Source organism: Parafrankia irregularis (genome assembly GCF_001536285.1).
Classification (GTDB): Bacteria; Actinomycetota; Actinomycetes; order Frankiales; family Frankiaceae; genus Parafrankia; species Parafrankia irregularis.
Window position 1 is genome coordinate 187,051 of sequence record NZ_FAOZ01000009.1, and the last position, 16,922, is coordinate 203,972.

The 16,922-nt window shown below is 70.7% G+C and carries 13 protein-coding genes; 7 read left to right on the plus strand and 6 right to left on the minus strand.

Going from position 1 to position 16,922, the window contains the following annotated elements; translation table 11 throughout:
• Positions 1-349: 349 nt before the first annotated feature.
• From AWX74_RS17095 to AWX74_RS17115, 5 genes are all read left to right on the plus strand, one after another.
• Complete coding sequence (locus tag AWX74_RS17095) at positions 350-1,699, plus strand: ABC transporter substrate-binding protein (protein WP_054567696.1); 1,350 nt, start codon at positions 350-352, stop codon at positions 1,697-1,699.
• A gap of 347 nt (positions 1,700-2,046) precedes the next feature.
• Positions 2,047-3,993 carry a PhoX family protein gene (locus AWX74_RS17100; RefSeq protein ID WP_091277781.1) on the plus strand — a complete coding sequence of 649 codons (1,947 nt, stop codon included), beginning with the start codon at positions 2,047-2,049 and terminating at the stop codon, positions 3,991-3,993.
• Positions 3,994-4,220: 227 nt separating this feature from the next.
• Complete coding sequence (locus AWX74_RS17105) at positions 4,221-4,523, plus strand: putative quinol monooxygenase (protein WP_091277784.1); 303 nt, start codon at positions 4,221-4,223, stop codon at positions 4,521-4,523.
• 63 nt (positions 4,524-4,586) lie between these two features.
• On the plus strand, positions 4,587-5,339 hold the full coding sequence (locus AWX74_RS17110; RefSeq protein ID WP_091277785.1) for a helix-turn-helix domain-containing protein: 753 nt from the start codon (positions 4,587-4,589) through the stop codon (positions 5,337-5,339).
• 324 nt (positions 5,340-5,663) lie between these two features.
• On the plus strand, positions 5,664-6,974 hold the full coding sequence (locus tag AWX74_RS17115) for a beta-ketoacyl-[acyl-carrier-protein] synthase family protein (protein ID WP_226930831.1): 1,311 nt from the start codon (positions 5,664-5,666) through the stop codon (positions 6,972-6,974).
• A gap of 10 nt (positions 6,975-6,984) precedes the next feature.
• Here AWX74_RS17115 and AWX74_RS17120 read toward each other — a convergent pair whose 3' ends face one another.
• The 6 genes from AWX74_RS17120 to AWX74_RS17145 all read right to left on the minus strand — a co-directional run bounded on the left by AWX74_RS17120 (position 6,985) and on the right by AWX74_RS17145 (position 13,512).
• Complete coding sequence (locus AWX74_RS17120) at positions 6,985-7,776, minus strand: TetR/AcrR family transcriptional regulator (protein ID WP_091277787.1); 792 nt, start codon at positions 7,774-7,776, stop codon at positions 6,985-6,987.
• Positions 7,777-7,795: 19 nt separating this feature from the next.
• Complete coding sequence (locus AWX74_RS17125) at positions 7,796-8,938, minus strand: RNA-guided endonuclease InsQ/TnpB family protein (protein WP_091277788.1); 1,143 nt, start codon at positions 8,936-8,938, stop codon at positions 7,796-7,798.
• 156 nt (positions 8,939-9,094) lie between these two features.
• Positions 9,095-10,063 carry an ABC transporter ATP-binding protein gene (locus AWX74_RS17130; RefSeq protein WP_091277790.1) on the minus strand — a complete coding sequence of 323 codons (969 nt, stop codon included), beginning with the start codon at positions 10,061-10,063 and terminating at the stop codon, positions 9,095-9,097.
• A gap of 363 nt (positions 10,064-10,426) precedes the next feature.
• Positions 10,427-11,194: an SDR family NAD(P)-dependent oxidoreductase gene (locus tag AWX74_RS17135; RefSeq protein ID WP_091277792.1), complete on the minus strand. Its 768-nt coding sequence runs from the start codon at positions 11,192-11,194 to the stop codon at positions 10,427-10,429.
• 6 nt (positions 11,195-11,200) lie between these two features.
• Positions 11,201-12,232, minus strand: coding sequence for a phosphotransferase family protein (locus AWX74_RS17140; protein WP_091277794.1), 1,032 nt, complete (start codon positions 12,230-12,232; stop codon positions 11,201-11,203).
• Entirely contained in the window at positions 12,229-13,512 is a 1,284-nt protein-coding gene (locus AWX74_RS17145) for an acyl-CoA dehydrogenase family protein (RefSeq protein ID WP_091277797.1), read from the minus strand. Before AWX74_RS17145 ends, AWX74_RS17140 begins: the two co-directional genes overlap by 4 nt.
• 701 nt (positions 13,513-14,213) lie before the next feature.
• Between AWX74_RS17145 and AWX74_RS17150 the strand changes: the two genes are divergently transcribed.
• Complete coding sequence (locus AWX74_RS17150) at positions 14,214-15,359, plus strand: acyl-CoA synthetase family protein (RefSeq protein WP_091277799.1); 1,146 nt, start codon at positions 14,214-14,216, stop codon at positions 15,357-15,359.
• Positions 15,359-16,774, plus strand: a complete 1,416-nt coding sequence (locus AWX74_RS17155; protein WP_091277801.1) for an aldehyde dehydrogenase family protein — start codon at positions 15,359-15,361, stop codon at positions 16,772-16,774. Before AWX74_RS17150 ends, AWX74_RS17155 begins: the two co-directional genes overlap by 1 nt.
• The last annotated feature ends 148 nt before the right edge of the window (positions 16,775-16,922 follow it).

The following is a 16,922-nucleotide window of genomic DNA, read 5'->3' on the forward strand; positions in this document are numbered from 1 at the left end:
GTTACTTGCGTCTCATCTAACTCGTCTATAGCCTAAAGCAGTCGACTTGTATGACTGGTGGGGGTGCGTGCGGCGCAGGTCGTGATCCATTTCCCGCATGATTCCGACGAGTGACCAGGGAGCTGTCCCTCGCCTGTCCGCCGTGAACGTCGGGATTCGAGTGTGGAGCCTGCGGCGAGTGAAGTCCGGTCCCGGTCGATGCGCCTGAGCGGCATCGACCCCACGCCGCGCGGGTCGCCTCTCAACCGGAAATGCCGGACGGTCGTGCAGTATACGTCGTGACAAATCCATGGGCTGGTTGCGCTCGGCCGCACTGCTTTCGAGCGCCTGGAACCGAAGGACTGACCACGTGCCTGTGAAGAGGCTTGAACTCCACTTAGGGCGGCTGGTGGCACTGGTCGCCGCGCTGGGCGTCCTGCTCGTCGCATGCTCCAATTCGTCGGGATCGGACTCGACGGAGAACAAGGGCGGCAGCGGCGGAGCGGTGGTCTCGAACAGCGCGCCCGGGGTGACCGCGGACGCGATCAACTTCTCCATGCTTGCCACCAAGAGCAACAACCCGACCGGCGCCTGCATCTACGACTGCTACGCCCAGGGTATCGAGGCCTATTTCGCCTTCCGGAACAGCGAGGGCGGGGTTCACGGCCGCAAGCTCGCGCTGACCGAGAAGATCGATGACCAGCTCGGCCAGAACAAGCAGGGCGCGCTTAAGATCATCAACGACAACAACACCTTCGGCACCTTCAGCGCCGCCCAGCTTCCCCTGGGATGGGGTGACCTGGCGGAGGCCGGTGTTCCGCAGTACGTGTGGGCCATCCAGCCGGCGGCCATGGCCGGCCACGACGACATCTGGGGCAACGCGGGCATCATCTGCCTGGACTGCACGGCACGCTACTACCCGTACGCCGCAACGCTGGTCGGCGCGAAGAAGATCGCGGCGCTGGGCTACGGAGTCTCGGACAGCTCGAAGCGGTGCACCCAGTCGGTGCGCGACTCGATCGAGCTCTACAAGGCGGACACCGGGCAGGAAGTCGTCTACTACAACGAGGGCCTGGCGTTCGGCCTGCCGAACGGAGTCGGCCCCGAGGTGTCGGCGATAAAGCGCGCCGGGGCCGATATGGTCATTACCTGCTTCGACCTGAACGGTCAGAAGACTCTCGCCCAGGAACTGCAGCGCCAGGGCCTCGCGGACGTCAAGCTCCTGCACCCGAACTCCTACGACCAGAAGTTCGTGGAGGAGGCCGGTGACCTGTTCGAGGGCGACATCGTGCAGGTGCAGTTCCGCCCCTTCGAGGCGGACGCCGGTGACAGCGGCCTCGGCGACTTCAAGAAGTGGATGGAGAAGACCGGCGCGGAGATCTCCGAGGTCGCGATGATCGGCTGGATCGACGCCGACATCGCCTACCAGGGAATCCTCAAGGCCGGCCCGTCCTTCACTCGTCAGAGCGTGATCGACGCGACGAACAAGATCACCGATTACACCGCCGACGGTCTGATCGCGCCCATCGACTGGACCCGGATGCACGAGAGCGCGACCCAGGAGGATCCGACGACCCACGGCGCCAAGCAGGAATGCACGAGTTTCGTCCAGATCAAGGGCGGGAAGTTCCAGATGGTCGGTGCGACGAAGGAGAAGCCCTGGGTCTGCTGGTCCAACGCGAACCGCGACTGGGCCGAGCCGACGAAGACCTCCTTCTGAGATCCGCGGAGTAGTTCTCGTCAGACGGGTTCCTCCCCCCTGAGCCACGGGCTGGCAGGCAGCGTTGCCGGCCAGCCCGTCCGCGTCTGGTTCGTCGATGTGCACTTCCCGACGTCGCCGGCGGCGGTCTGGTCCGCCAGGCACGCGCCCGGTCGGCACTCCTCGCGGATCGTGCCGCGACCGGGAAGTCGACCGGGCGCGATCCGACCTATTTTCGACCAGAATGATCTGTGGACCCCTCAACGTTGGCCTGCGGTTCACCCGCGGTTCGTTCACAGGTTCTTCACAGCAACACGGGGGCTTATTAGCGTCGGCGGAGAGCGAGGAAGACTCACGACGGAGGAATTGTGCGCGACACTGATGACGCCGCTTCAAACCCCACCGATAACCCGAGCCTTTCCGACATCATCGCCACCCGGCTGAGCCGTCGGACGCTTGTCGGTGGCGGAATCGCGGCGGTAACCGCGGGATTCCTCGGCGTGGCCGGCGCGGGTGCCGCCGGCGCGAGCGGTCCGGCGGTGGGCCGGCCCGGCGGCGGCATCGGCAGTGGCGGCAGCGGCCACGGGAGTTCCAGGCTGTTGGGCTTCGCCGAGGTGCCGATCAGCACGGCCGACGCCGTCGTGGTGCCGGAGGGCTACACCGTCCAGGTGCTCATTCCCTGGGGAACGCCGCTCGCCAGAAACGGCCCGGCCTGGAAGAAGGACGGCTCGAACTCCGCTGCCGACCAGACGCTCCAGGTCGGAATGCACCATGATGGAATGCATTTCTTCCCGACCGGCCGCGGTTCCGACGCGAACCGTGAGGGCCTGCTGGTCGTGAACCACGAGTATGTCGACCAGAAGCTGCTTTTCCCGGACGGTGACGCGGTGCTCACCCCGGAGAAGGTCGGCAAGGCGCTCGCCGCGCACGGTGTCAGCGTGATCGCCATCCGCCAGCAGGGCGGGAAGTGGACCAACGTCGACTCCCGTTACAACCGTCGGGTCACCGGTGCCACGCCGGTCACCTTCTCCGGCCCGGTCACGCTGCGGCACGCCGAGCTGGCGTCGAACAACGCCGCCCTCGGCACGCTGAACAACTGTGCCAACGGCCACACCCCGTGGGGCACCTACCTCACCTGTGAGGAGAACTGGAACAGCTACTTCGGAACCACCGACACCACCTGGACGCCGAGCGCGGCCCAGTCCCGGTACGGCGTGAGCGCGGCCGGCGGTGGCTACAAGTGGCACACCGCGGACGCCCGTTTCGATGTGGCGAAGAACCCGAAGGAGCTCAACCGCTTCGGCTGGGTTGTCGAGATCGACCCGTTCGCCCCCAAGTCGACCCCGGTGAAGCGCACGGCGCTCGGGCGCATCAAGCACGAGGGCGCGACCGTCGTCGAGCACGACGAGCGGATCGTCGTCTACACCGGGGATGACGAGAACGGCGAGTACCTCTACAAGTTCGTCGGCTCGCAGTCGTGGAAGAAGCTGCGCCGCGAGGGCCGGAGCCCGCTCGACCACGGCACGCTGTACGTCGCCACGTTCGCGGACAACGGCACGGGCACCTGGGTGCCGCTGGTGTTCGGCCAGGGCAGGCTCACCGCCGCGGCCGGCTTCACCGACCAGGCGGACGTCCTGCTGCGCACCCGCCAGGCGGCGGACGCGGTGGGCGCCACCAAGCTCGACCGGCCCGAGTGGGTCACGGTGCACCCCAGGACCGGCGACGTCTTCGTCAGCCTCACCAACGGGACGTCCGGCTCGACGGCCGTGAACCCGCGCAAGACCAACATCTACGGGCACATCCTGCGGTTCCGTGAGAAGAAGGGCAACTGCACCGAGCTGTCCTTCACCTGGGACATCGCGTTCTACGCCGGTGACCCGTCCTATCTGCCCGAGGGCGAGTTCGTGCCGGCGAACCAGCCGCTGTTCGGCTCCCCGGACGGTCTGTGGGTCGACCCGGACGGCCGGCTGTGGATCGAGACCGACGTCTCGAACAGCTCGCAGAACCTCGCCACCCGCAAGTACGACCACATCGGCAACAACCAGATGCTCGCCGCCGACCCCGGCACGGGCGAGATCCGCCGGTTCCTCACCGGCCCGCGCGGCAGCGAGATCACCGGCATCACCGCGACGCCCGACGGGACGTCGCTGTTCGTCAACATCCAGCACCCGGGTGAGGCCACCGCGTTCTTCGGTGAGCCGACGCCGGCGAACCCGCGTGCGGTCAGCAACTGGCCGGACTTCGACCCGGCCGGCCGCCCCCGCGCGGCGACCGTCGTCATCCGCCGCAAGGACGGCAGGAAGATCGGCTCCTGATCCGCCTGAACCGCACTCCGCACTCCGCACTCCGCGCTCAGCGCTCAGCGCTCCCGCAGGCCCACCGGTCGGTTGTCCGTCCGGTGGGCCTGTCGCTGTCGACACCCGCCCGGGTGACCGACCGGAGCGTGAACGCGTCCGTTGGGCGGAGGCCGGCAGCGATGGCAGCGGCTGAGAATCGGTGTGGCACACCCAGCGGTATCGCCGCCCGGATCAGGAGGACATCCGTGTTCATCGCCATCGTCGACTTCAGTACGTCCGTGGATGACCGTCCGGCCGCCCTCGCCGAGCTCGATCACGAGCGGGATGAGGTTCGCGCGATGCCTGGCAACCTGAGCTTCCGGGTGCACGCGTCGCGTGAGGACGAGAACCAGATCACGATTGTGCACGAATGGGATGGGCCGGAGTCGTTCGCGGCCTATCTGGAGTCCGCTTCGTTCGCGCGCATGGGCAACGCGCTACGGCCCATGATGACCGCCGCGCCGGTGAGTCGTCGTTTCGACGCGCGGCTGCTGGAGACGGTCGCCTGACGCGCCCGCCGTCACCGGCGGTTTCCTACGATCGGGCAATGGCAGGCTTCCGGTGACCCGCGAGTGACCCGCGAGGCCTACAGCTTTGTGCGGACGTTCCGGCCGGAGCCGGCGCGTGAGCTCCGGGTGGACCGTCACTATCTGCTCTGCGCCTCCGCCGGCGCCCTGCGGCTCGAGGCGGGAAACCAGTCGTGGCTGCTGCCACCCGCCCGGGCCGCGCTGATCGAGGCGGGTCAGCCGATCACGGTCAGCATCCCGCAGCCGGTCACCAGCGCCTCGGTGCTGTTCGACCGGGGATTCGTCCCGGCGCCGGCGGCGCCGCTGGCGGTGTTCGATCTCAGCCCACTGGCGCGGGCGCTCGTCGCCGAGTGCGGTGCCTGGGGCGAGGGCGACGAGCCGCTCACCGACTACGCCCGGGCGCTGTTCGCGGCGCTCGCCGCGGTGACCTGGCGGCTCGCCACCCAGCCGAGCCCGATGGTCGTGCCGGCCGGGCGTTCGCCGGAGGTACGGCGGGCCCTGCGCCTGACCGGGGAGCGACTGGCCGACGAGGTGCGTTTCGAGGACGTGGCGCACGAGGTCGGTCTCACCCCGAGGTCGCTGGCCCGGAGGTTCGAGACCGAGATCGGCATGAGCTGGCGCGCGGTGCTCCGGCGGCTCCGGGTGATCCGTGCGATCGAACGGCTTGCCGCCGACGACACCTCGGTCACGGCGATCGGCCTCGGCGTGGGCTACGCGTCGCTCTCGGCGTTCAACGCCGCCTTCCGGGAGCTGACCGGCCTCACCCCGACCCAGTACCGGGCCACCTTCCGGCCCTGAACCGAACCGGCCCTGAACCGAACCGGCTGCGGGCGCCCGGCCCCGTTTCGCGCGCGCCGGTCGGATCGCCCGTTCGAAACATCGAATCGATGGCGGGTAGTGAGGCCGGCCCGCGGATGGAACCGGTGCCCGACTCCTATTCTGGGCTCTGGTCGGTCAGCGCATTCGTGGGATGGTCTCCGCCGGGCCGGGCCTGGTTTCCGGTGGACGGCATTTCCTGACCGAACGCGGACAGCTCGGATCGGCTGGCGTTCCGCCGCGACCTTCGTGGCGCGGGAATGCCCGGATGCGAAACGGTCCGAACGCGGGGAAGGAAACCCGGAGATGACGTCCTACAGCCCGCAGGAAATGACGAGCTCCGACGAATCCGAATACTCCGACGACACCGACGGCACCGGGAACCGCGGCCGTGGCGGCGGGGGGCGACAGGTGGTCGTCACCGGGGTCGGGCTGACGACGCCGCTCGGCGGTGACGTGGCCGACTCGTGGGCGGGGGTGCTCGCCGGGCGCAGCGGCGTGCGGGCGCTGACCGCGCCGTGGGCGAGCGAGCTGCCGGTCCGGATCGCCGCGCCGGTCGCCGTCGAGCCTCCGCTTGCCCGGGTCGAGGCCCGCAGCCTGGACCGCGGCCAGCAACTGGCCGTCGTCGCGGCCCGTGAGGCCTGGGCGGACGCGGGCGATCCGGCACTCGAGCCGGAGCGGCTCGCGGTCGTGATCGGCTCCGGGGTCGGGGGCGTCACCACCCTGCTCTCCCAGAGCGACATCTTCCGCGACCGTGGGCACCGGCGGGTCTCCCCGTTCCTGGTTCCGATGATCATGCCGAACGGGCCGGCGTCCGCGGTCGGCCTGGCACTCGGTGCCCGGGCGGGTGTGCACGCGCCGGTCAGCGCCTGCGCGTCCGGTGCCGAGGCGATCGCCTACGCGCTGGACCTCATCCAGCTCGGCCGGGCGGACGTCGTCGTCGCCGGTGGCACCGAGGCGGCGGTCCACCCGCTGCCGCTGACCGGGTTCGCCCAGATGCAGGCGCTGTCGCGGCGCAACGACGATCCGGGGTCGGCGTCACGGCCGTTCGACAAGTCCCGGGACGGCTTCGTGCTCGGCGAGGGCGCGGGGGTGCTCGTGCTCGAGGCCGCCGAGCACGCCGCCGCGCGGGGAGCCAGGGTCCTCGCGACCCTCGGTGGCGCAGGTATCAGCTCCGACGCGCATCACGTCGCCGCTCCCGACCCGACCGGCGCCGGTGCCGCCCGGGCCATCCGGCACGCCCTGACCGCCGCCGGGATCGGCCCGGCCGACGTGGTCCACGTGAACGCGCACGCGTCGGCGACACCGGCCGGCGACGTGGCCGAGAGCCGTGGGCTGCGCGCCGCCCTCGGCCCAGCGCTCGACGGCGTCGCGGTGACCTCGACGAAGTCGATGACCGGTCATCTGCTCGGCGCGTCCGGTGCCGTCGAGGCGGTGTTCGCGGTCCTGTCGCTGCGGGACGGGCTCGCCCCGGCCACCCGCAACCTCACCTCGCTGGACGACGAGATACACCTCGACGTCGTCGCCGTCGACAACAGGCCGCTGCGCCCAGGCGCCGTGCTCTCGACGTCCTTCGGCTTCGGTGGCCACGACGTGTGCCTGGTGTTCGTCCGGTGACGGCGGTGCGTCACCGCCCGCCCGACCGGTGACCTGGCCGGTCCGGCGGGTCGTGGCGGTCGCGGAGATACTGCAGGCCGGCCACGACGAAGTCCAGTTCCAGCTCGAAGGGCTGCGGGACGCCGTCACGCAGGACCCGGCGCAGGTGCGGCACCTGCTCGGCGGGGAGCTCCGCGAGGGCGCGGCGGACCTCGGTGACCGTCGGATGTTCCCCGAAGTGCCTGGCGACCAGAATGTCCTTGGCGTTGGCGAAGACCATCCGGGTCACCAGGTTGAGGGCGATCATGGCGTCGCCCTCGTCGAAGCCGCCGTCGACCAGCCTGTCGACCAACGCCTCGGCCGGCATCAGGACGCCGGCTCCCGGCAGCCGGGTGATCAGCAGCGACAGCGAGGCCTCACGCAGCAGCACGCGCCGGACGCCCCGCGCGTAGACGCGGACGGCGTCACGCCAGTCGCCTGTGGGCAGGGCCAGGTGCTCGAGCTCGTGCGCCAGCGTCTGCGCGGTGATGAGCTCGAGGAGCTCCTCGCGGCCGGACACGTAGTAGCTGACGGCCTTGCGGTCCACGCCGAGCCGGTCCGCGACGGCCTGGATGGTCACGTTCGCGGGGGTGAGGGCGGCGGCCGCGTCGACGACCATCTGCCGGCTGATCCGTGCCGGTCGACCGGCACGGCGCCGGGAGCTCCCCTCCACGACCGCCGGGGTGACGTTCCGCGGCCCGGAGCTGGTGCTGTCCGCCTTGACATCCTCCCCGGTCTGAAGGCCCGGGATGCCCACCCTCGCGGGCGGGTTTTCCTGCTTCATCGACAGATGCCTCCCTGTTCTAGGAACGGGGTGGTCTGACTCCGTCTCCACAGGCTGACACCGTGAGCCCCACGGCCAGAATGTTCCGTGCCGCGTTCACGTCCCGGTCGTGCACCACACCGCAGCGGCAGGCCCACTCCCGGACGTTCAACGGCAGGGATTCGACCTGTGCCCCGCAGGACGAGCAGGTCTTCGAGCTTGGATACCAGCGGTCGACGGCGATGACCTCCCGGCCGTACCAGTCGGCCTTGTACTCCAGCATTCGCCGCAGCTCCGACCACGACGCGTCGGAGATCGCCCGGGCCAGCGAACGATTCCGGACCATGTTCCGGACCGCCAGGTCCTCGATGACCACCGTTTGGTTCTCGCGGATGATCCTCGTGGACAGCTTGTGGAGATGATCGCGGCGCCGGTCGGCGATCCGGCCATGGACCTGGGTGACCCTCCGCCGGGCTTTCGCCCGGTTCGCCGAGCCCTTCGCCTTGCGGGACAGCGCCCGCTGAGCGCGGGCGAGGCGTTCCCGATCCCGCTTCTCGTGCTTCGGGTTGGCGACCTTCTCCCCGGTCGACAGCGTGACCAGCGATGTAACCCCGGCGTCGATCCCCACCCGTCCCGCCGACGCCGGCAGGGTGGAGATGGCCTCCTCGACCAGGATCGAGACGTGGTACTGGCCACGGCTGTTCCGGGACACCGTGACCTGCGACGGCACCGCACCAGCCGGCAACGGACGAGACCACACGATGTCCAACGGCCGGTCCTGCTTCGCCAGCGTGACCCGACCATCCCGGAAGGTGAAACAGTTCCGAAAATAGGTCGCCGAGTCGGTGGTCTTCCCTTTCCTCTTGAAGGTCGGGTAGCCCGCCCGCTTCGCCCAAAAGTTCACATATGCGGCCTGCAGGTGCCGTAGCGTCGCCTGTAGCGGCCCCTTCGACGGCTCGGCCAGCCACAACGTGTCGGGCTCGCGTTTCCACGCCGTGAGTAGCCGATCGGTCTCGGCATGGCCGATCCGGCGCTGTTCCTCGGTCCAGGCGCGGTGCCGTTCGGCCAGCGCACGGTTGTACACATAGCGCACGCAGCCAAAAGTTTTCGCGAGATTCTCTACCTGTTCTGGATTTGGGTAGAAGCGGTACCTGTATGACCGCTTCGCTACCCAATTCCCCATAGCCGGAAGAATACACCGCGGAACCTGACGCGACAGTGGAGGGATGCGCTGACCCCGCGCTGAAGGAGGGGGCCTGCGCACTACCTTTATCGGTCACGATTCTCCCAGGCTTTTCGAGGGGGCGAGGCGCTGTGTGCTCGGTAGGTATGGCGGCCTTTAGGGTCTCCGGCGACGGCTGCGGCCGTCGGGCCGGCGACTTTGGGGAGGCCTCGTCCGTCGCGCGCCCGGCCGGCTCCCAACAGCGCCGCCGCCACCGCCACTGGCCCTGCGACCGCCGCCGTCCGCATGCCGGCGCGGCCTTCCCGTGGTCTGCTGGAACCGCTGCCAGCGCGCCGCCTGATGCGTGGCCGGCGCGATCGGGATCGGATCGGGCCCGGGCCACCGCCACTCGCAGCCGAACCGGGGGACCGGGATGTCACGGCCGCCCTCGCCGCGCTCGGTGATCCGCCCCTGCTCCAGGAAGGCGATGTGATGCGAGATGCGGCGCACCGCGGCGAGATCGGGGGAGAAGAAGACGTAGGCGGTCCCGGTGGATTCCTGGACCTCCATGAGTAGCTCGAGCAGGGCGTGCCCGGCCCGCGGGTCGAGGGCCGAGAGCGGGTCATCGCAGATGATCAGTTCTGGCGAGAGTGTCAGCGCGCGGGCGATCGCGATGCGCTGGCGTTGGTCGCCGCTGAGCTCGCCGGGTAACCGCTGGCCGGCCCCGGCCGGGACGCCGACCTGGTTGAGCAGCTCCCGGACCCGTCGGGCCGCCGCGCCGGCCGGCACGTGCTCGGCGCGCAGCGGTTCGGTGAGCGCCGCCTCGACTGTGGCCGCGGGGTCGAGCGAGCCGTGCGCATCCCGGAACACCGCCTGGATCTTCTCGTCGAGGCGGCGCCGCTGGGGGTGCGAGAGCGCCACGATGTCCCGGCCCTTGAAACGGATGGAGCCGGAGGCGACCGGGGCCTGCCCGAGCACCGCGCGGCCGAGGGTGGTCTTGCCAGCTCCGTGGCTGCCGACGATCCCGAGGCATTCGCCTGGCTGGACCGCGATCGAGACGCCCCGCAGCACGGCCGCCGGGCCGCCGCGATGGTCTTCGGCCGGGTATTCGACGACGAGGTCCTCGATGTCGAGCAGTGCGCTCATCCTTCGGCCTTTCAAGGACGTGGGTCCGCGACTGTCGTGGTGGTCTGTCGGGCATGCTGGTGGCCGGTGCCACGGTGGTGCCCGGAGGCCGCGCCGGGGCGCTGCCTACTTTTTCCCGTCCGGGAAAAAGTAGAGTACCGGTCGGTCGAGGGTCAAGCCCGTGCCGCCGAGCGACCGCGCGCCCTTCCCGTGCCCTGCCGTGTCATGCCGCGCCGCGTTGTGCCGCGGACGTCCAGAAACGACGATCGCCGCGGCTGGGAGAAGCCGCGGCGATGCGTGTGGTGCCCGCCCGCCAGGGGCGTCGTGCTCCGTGCGAGGGGGAGGGCTCCGTGCGAGGGAGAAGGCTCCGTGTGAGGAGAAGGCTCAGTGGCCGGACATCCCTCCGTCGACCGCGAGGGTCGTTCCGGTGATGTAGGAGGCGCCCGGCCCGGCCAGGAAGACCACAGCCGCGTCCAGCTCGCGCTGCTCACCGAGACGGCCCAGCGGGGTCGTGTTCGTGATGAACGTCATCAGCTGGTCCCGGGGGATCTCGTCCGTCATCTCGCTGGCGAAGTAGCCGGGGGCGATGGCGTTGACCCGGATGCCGCGGCGGCCCGACCACTGCTGGGACAGGTCGCGGGTCAGCCCGATCAGCCCGGCCTTGCTCGCGGAGTAGGCCGCCTGCGGCGCGTACGACTTGACCAGGCCGAGCACACTCGCGATGTTGACGATGCTCGACCCCGGCTTCATGACCCGGGCGCAGGCCTGTGCCGCCCAGTAGGCGCCGTTGAGGTTTATGTCGAGCACCCGGCGGAACTCGTCGGGCTGCTCGCGCAGCGCCGGCACCGCGGTGCCGAACCCGGCGTTGTTGATCAGGATGTCGACCCGGCCGAACTCCGCCGTCGCGGCCTCGGCCATCGCGGTGCACTGCTCCGGGCTGGACACGTCGGTGGCGACGGTGAGCGCCCGCCGGCCGGTCTCCCGCACCGATTTCGCCACCACCTCCAGCCGGTCGGCGCGGCGGGCGGCGAGCACGATGTCGGCGCCGGCCTCGGCGAGCGCCCGGGCGAACCCGGCCCCCAGACCGGAGCTCGCGCCGGTGACCACGGCCACCCGGCCGTCCAGCCGGAACAGATCAAGAATTTCGCTCATCGCTCTCTATCGCCTCTCCAGATTGCCACTCAGGGCACGCAGCCCGGCGGCGGCCAGCGGGGCCGTGGCCGCACCGGCGCCCTCGAAGCCGTCACCCCGGGTCACCCCGGCCAGGAACCGCGCGTAGATACCCTCGGCGATCACAGCCACCTTGAAGTAGCCCAGCGCAAGATAGAACGGGAAGTCGCTCAGATCCCGGCCGGTCGTCTCGGCGTACCGGCGCGCCGTCGCCTCGGTGCCCGGCAGCCGCGGGCTCGTCGACGCCGCCGACCCGGCCAGCACGTGGGCGAAGGCCGGATCCGAGTAGACGATGTGCACGCCCAGGTCGGCGAGCGGGTCGCCGAGCGTGGACATCTCCCAGTCGACGACCGCCCGGATGGTCCCGGGGTCCTCCGGTGCCAGGATCACGTTGTCGATGCGGAAGTCGCCGTGCACGATCGACGCGTCGCCTTCGGCCGGCTGGGCCTCGGCGAGCCCGGCGTGCAGGGCGTCGATGTCGGGCAGGTCCCGCGTGTGCACCCGCTGCCACTGGTCGTACCAGCGCCGGATCTGGCGGCCCACATAGCCCTGCGGGCGGCCGAAGTCGCCGAGCCCGACCTTCTCCGGTGCGAGGGCGTGCAGTCGGGCCAGGACGTCCACCAGCGCGTGCGCGCAGCGGTCGATGTCGTCCTGCGCCAGCGCGTGCAACTGCTCCTCGGTGCGGATGACCGGGCCGGCCACGTGCTCGACCAGCGAGAACGGAGCACCGATCACCGCGCCGGAGTCGTGGGCGATCGCCCGCGCCACCGGCACCTCGCTGTCGGAAAGGGCCTCGACCACCCGGTGCTCGCGCAGCACGTCGTGCGCCGACGGGGTGAGTCCGCCCAGCGGCGGACGGCGCAGCACCCACCGGCCCTGCCCATCCGTCAGCAGGTAGGTCAGGTTCGACCGGCCGCCCGCGAGCAGGGTGGCGGTGAGCTCGCCTGTGAATCCGGGTACCCGCTCGGCGAAGAACCGCTCGAGCGCAGGCAGGTCCAGGCCTTCGATCGGGGTGCTCACTGGGCCGGTGCCCCAGCCGGTGCCCCAGCCGGTGCGTCGGCCTGGGTGGCTGCCGTGGCCTGCGCGGATGTCTGGGCCTGCGCTGCTGTCTCGGCCTGCGCGGTCGTGTGCCGCCGCAGCGTGCGCCGCGCGATCGCCCAGCGGTGCGTCTCCGACGGGCCGTCGTAGATGCGGAAGGGCCGCACCTCCCGCAGGAACCGGCTCAGCGCGATGTCGCCGGAGACACCGAGCGCCCCGCAGATCTGCAGGGAGCGGTCGACGACCCGCCACACCGCCTCGGCGCAGAAGGTCTTGGCGATCGCGGTGGACTGCCCGCCCGAGCGGCCCTGGTCGAGCTCCCAGCAGGCCTGCAGGATGAGGCCGCGGGACGCGGCGATGTCGATCTCGCTGTCGGCGATCGCCTGCTGGGTCATGCCGAGGTCGCCGAGCCGGGAGCCGAACAGCTCGCGCTCGGCGGCGCGGCGCACGGCGAGGTCCTGGGCGTGGCGGGCGATGCCGAGCCAGCGCATGCAGTGCGTCATCCGGGCCGGGCCGAGCCGGACCTGGGCGTACTGGAAGCCCTGGTCCACCGCGCCGAGAACGGCTTCGTCGGGCACCTCGCAGTTCTCGAAGAGCATCTCGACGTGCCCGCCGAACAGGCTCTCGTCCAGCGTCTCGATGTGGCGCACGATCTTCATGCCCGGGTTGTCGGCGTCGACGAGGAACATGGTCGCGCCGCCGGCGTCCCCGGGCGTGCCGGAGGTACGGGCCATGCAGATCGCGAAGCCGGCGCCGTCGGCGCCGGTGATGAACCACTTGTGCCCCTGGATGCGCCAGCCGCCGTCGATCCGCTCCGCGCGGGTGGCCAGCGCCCGGGGGTCCGACCCGGCGCCGGGGGCGGGCTCGGTCATCGCGAAGCAGGAGCGGATCTCGCCGGTGGCCAGCGGGCGCAGGTAGCGCTCCTTCTGCTCCTCGGTGGCGACCGCCTCCAGCAGGTGCATGTTGCCCTCGTCGGGGGCGGCGATGTTCAGCGCCAGCGGGCCGAGCAGCGAGTACCCGGCCTCCTCGAACACGGCGGCCCGGCCGCGCATGTCCAGGCCGTGGCCGCCGTACTCGGCGCTGACGTGCGGGGCGAACACGCCCGCGGCGCGTGCGGCGTCCTGCAGCTCGCGGCGCAGGGCCTCCGACGGCACCGCGGAACGGTTCCGCTCCTCGGCCGGGAGCACCACCTCGCGGACGAACTGGGCGGTGCGCCGGGCCAGGTCGGCGACGTGGGGCGGATGGGCGAGATCGACAGCCATCGGACCTCCAGGGTCTGGTCGGTGGGTATCCCGGCAGGCCTGTCTGGCAGCCGACCGCCGGTCGTCAGACAGGCCGTCGCCATCGCCACCGCGTTCATGGTCGACGGGAAGCGTTGGCTAACAGCTATTAGCTGGATCGTAGCGGCGATCTTGTTCCTGTCGCAAGACATGCGGACTGCAAGGCGGGATAACCACTGCGGCCCAGGCGGATCAGGCTATTGAGTGTTAGCGGGAGGCGGTGTGGCCCCGCTCGGCCTGGCCAGCCCAGCCCAGCTCAGCCCGGGGTCGTCCGGCTCGCGTGGGCCTGGGTGGCCAGGGCGTGCCCCCTGCCCTTGTCTCTGCCGCCGGGCGGGCCCGGCGCCGAGTCGCCTGGGATGGCACGGTCGAACGCCCTCGATGCCTGCCGACCCGGCTGTCATGCCAGGAGGCGCGCAGATCGTCGCGGCTTGTTACGCTGGGGAATCCTCGTATTCTCGCCGGGCGATTCCTTCCGTGAATGCGGCCCGGCGATTCGCCTGGATCGCGGTGATGTCGCGGCCGGCGACGGGGGGTGCGTCTGCGGCCGTTGTCAAGGATCCCAGTGTGCGAACGGCTTCATGTGATCGGGCTATTGGATTGCCGGTGCCGGGGTGGCGGGGATTTCGAACACGGAGAGGATTGGTCGTGCCGAGGTTCACGACCGCATGCAGCGGAGGCCATCAATGTTTCCCGCCATTCTCGACCTCACCTCGACACAATTAGCGGCCGCCGAACCCGACGAATACATCCGGGCCCTGATGCGCTGGCATTTCGGGGAGGAGACCGGCAGCCCCTTCTGGCTGCGCCGGGCCCGGTCGCTGGACTTCGACCCGATCGCCGATGTCCGCACCTACGCGGACCTGTCCCTCTTCCCGAACGTCGTCGACGAGTTCCGCGAGGCCGCGGTGGAGGACCTGATCCCGCGCGGCCTGCGCGGCGAGGACCGGGCCGTCGCCGGCGTCTTCGAGAGCGGCGGGACGACCGGGGCTCCGAAGAGGTTCGTGATGTTCGAGAGCTGGGCCGAGTTCGCGCTGGGCTGGGACGAGTTCCACTACTCCGGCCTCGGAACGGCGAACCTGCTGGCGGTCGCGCCGAGCGGGCCGCACATGTTCGGGGACTTCGCGCAGCGGCGGGCCCGCCGCCAGAACGGCCTGAAGTTCACCGTCGACCTCGACCCCCGCTGGATCAAGCAGCTCATCGGCCGGGGAGCCATGGACGAGGTCGAGCGCTACACCGAGCACCTCGTCGACCAGGCGGCGCACATCATGACGACCCAGTCCGTCGGCATTCTCGTCACGACCCCGCCGCTGCTCGAACGGATCGCCCGCCGCGAGGAACTGGTCGAGCGGATCCGTAAGGACGTCCGGTTCATCTGCTGGAGCGGTGCGCACATGGACGCCGACTCGCGGGACATCTTCCGCCGGGAGATCTTCCCCGGCATCCCGCTCAAGGGCCTGTACGGGAGCACCACCGTCCTCGGAATGTCGCGTGAGCGCCCCTGGCAGCACCCGGATGGCCCGGTTGGTCCGGTTGGTCCGGTTGGCCCGGACGGCGCGGCGGAGCTGGACGCCCCGGCCGTGTTCGACCCGCCGAGCCCCTATATCACCTTCCAGGTGGTGGATCCCGAGACCCGTACCGAGGTCGCCGTCGGTGAACGCGGCCAGGTCGTGATGAACCACCTCACCAAGTACGCGCTCATCCCCAACAACCTCGAGCGCGACCTGGCGCGGCGGGTCGATCCGCTGCCGGGCACGCTCGGCTGCGCCGTGTCCGATGTGGCCCCCGTGTCGACCTTCGGCAGCCAGACCGTCATCGAGGGGGTCTACTGATGGGAGCCGTACCCGCCGGCGAGCCGGTGTACATCGACGCGCTCGGCCCCACCGGCCCGGAGCCCTTCCGCGCCCGGGAACGCCGGCCCCTGACCACCCTGGCCGGCGAGCCCGTCGGCGAGATCAGCCAGGTACCGGCGTTGTACGTGCGCCGGGCGATCAGCGCCATGCGCGCCGCCCCGACCACACCGGCCGCCCAGCGGTTCGCCGCGCTGGACAAGGCCGCCGACCTGTTCGAGGGCGCCGCGGTGGCGGGGCTCCATCCCGACGACTACGCGCACCTCGTGTCGCGGGCGTCGGGCGTACCGCTCGGTGTGGTCCGCGCGTCCATCGCCTGGGTCGCGGACGTCCTGCGGACCCAGCGCCGCACGGTGGAGCTCGCGATGCCACGGGGAGTGGTCGCCGACTGGCGTGACCCGGCCACCACGGCGGGCGCGGCGGTCTGGACGCGCCGCGGGGAGGTCTTCGCGGTCCACGCGGCCGGAAACACCCCGGCGGTGCACGGGCTGTGGCCCGAGGCGCTCGCGCTCGGCTACAAGGTGGCGCTGCGGCCGTCGACCCGCGAGCCGTTCACCGCGTTCCGGCTGGTGAGCGCGCTGCGCGACGCCGGGATCCCGCCGGCGACGCTGACCCTGCTGCCTACCGACCACGCCGTCGCGGACGTCATCATCGCGGAGGCCGACCAGGCGATCGTCTACGGCGGGCAGGACGTCGTCGCGAAGTACGAGGCGAACCCGCGCGTTCTCACCCAGGGCCCGGGGCGCTCGAAGATCCTCGTCACCGCCGACGTCGACTGGCGTGAGAAGATCGACATCATCGCCGGTTCTGTCAGCCATCTCGGCGGCACCGCGTGCACCTGCGCCACCGCAGTCCTCGTCGAGGGCGACCCGGAGCCGCTCGCACGGGCGCTCGCCGACCGGCTGAGCCTGATCCCCAGCCTGCCACCGGAGCACCCCGACGCGACCCTGACCGTGCAGCCGACCGACGTGTCCGCCGGGATCGACCGCTACCTGCACACCGTCGCCGGGGACGCCCGGGCGTTGCTCGGCGGCGACACGATCGTGGACGAGCTTCCGTCCGGCGGCTCGGTCCTGCGACCGGCGGTGCACCTCGTCGCCTCGAGCACGGCTCCGCAGCTGGGCGTCGAGCTGCCGTTCCCGTGCGTCTGGGTCGGGCCCTGGCACGAGCGGGACGGCATCGCCCCGCTGCGCGACTCCCTCGTCCTCACCGCGATGACGACGCGGGAGAAGCTCATCGAAGCGCTGCTGAACGAGCCCTCGATCACGAACCTCTACCTCGGCGACAATCCCACGACATGGCTGCGCCCGGGAATCCCCCACGACGGCTACCTCGGGGAGTTCCTCATGCGCACCAAGGCGATGATCCGCTCCGTGCCGGCGGCCGGCAGCCCCTGAGCGAGGCGGGCCGGCGGGCTCCGGCGGCCGCGGGACTTCGCGGCCTCGCCCCCACCGGCCCGCTCAGCCGTCGGCGACGCCCCCGACGCGTCATCGCGGCGTCCGTTGCGCTAACGCCTGTTAGGCCCTCTCGAGGACCCTTCCATCC

Coding starts and splice junctions, on each gene's coding strand:
- AWX74_RS17150 (WP_091277799.1), top strand. CDS start 14,214: ATGTTTCCCGCCATTCTCGACCTCACCTCGACACAATTAGCGGCCGCC.
- AWX74_RS17120 (WP_091277787.1), bottom strand. CDS start 7,776: ATGAAGCAGGAAAACCCGCCCGCGAGGGTGGGCATCCCGGGCCTTCAG.
- AWX74_RS17145 (WP_091277797.1), bottom strand. CDS start 13,512: ATGGCTGTCGATCTCGCCCATCCGCCCCACGTCGCCGACCTGGCCCGG.
- AWX74_RS17130 (WP_091277790.1), bottom strand. CDS start 10,063: ATGAGCGCACTGCTCGACATCGAGGACCTCGTCGTCGAATACCCGGCC.
- AWX74_RS17135 (WP_091277792.1), bottom strand. CDS start 11,194: ATGAGCGAAATTCTTGATCTGTTCCGGCTGGACGGCCGGGTGGCCGTG.
- AWX74_RS17115 (WP_226930831.1), top strand. CDS start 5,664: ATGACGTCCTACAGCCCGCAGGAAATGACGAGCTCCGACGAATCCGAA.
- AWX74_RS17155 (WP_091277801.1), top strand. CDS start 15,359: ATGGGAGCCGTACCCGCCGGCGAGCCGGTGTACATCGACGCGCTCGGC.
- AWX74_RS17125 (WP_091277788.1), bottom strand. CDS start 8,938: ATGGGGAATTGGGTAGCGAAGCGGTCATACAGGTACCGCTTCTACCCA.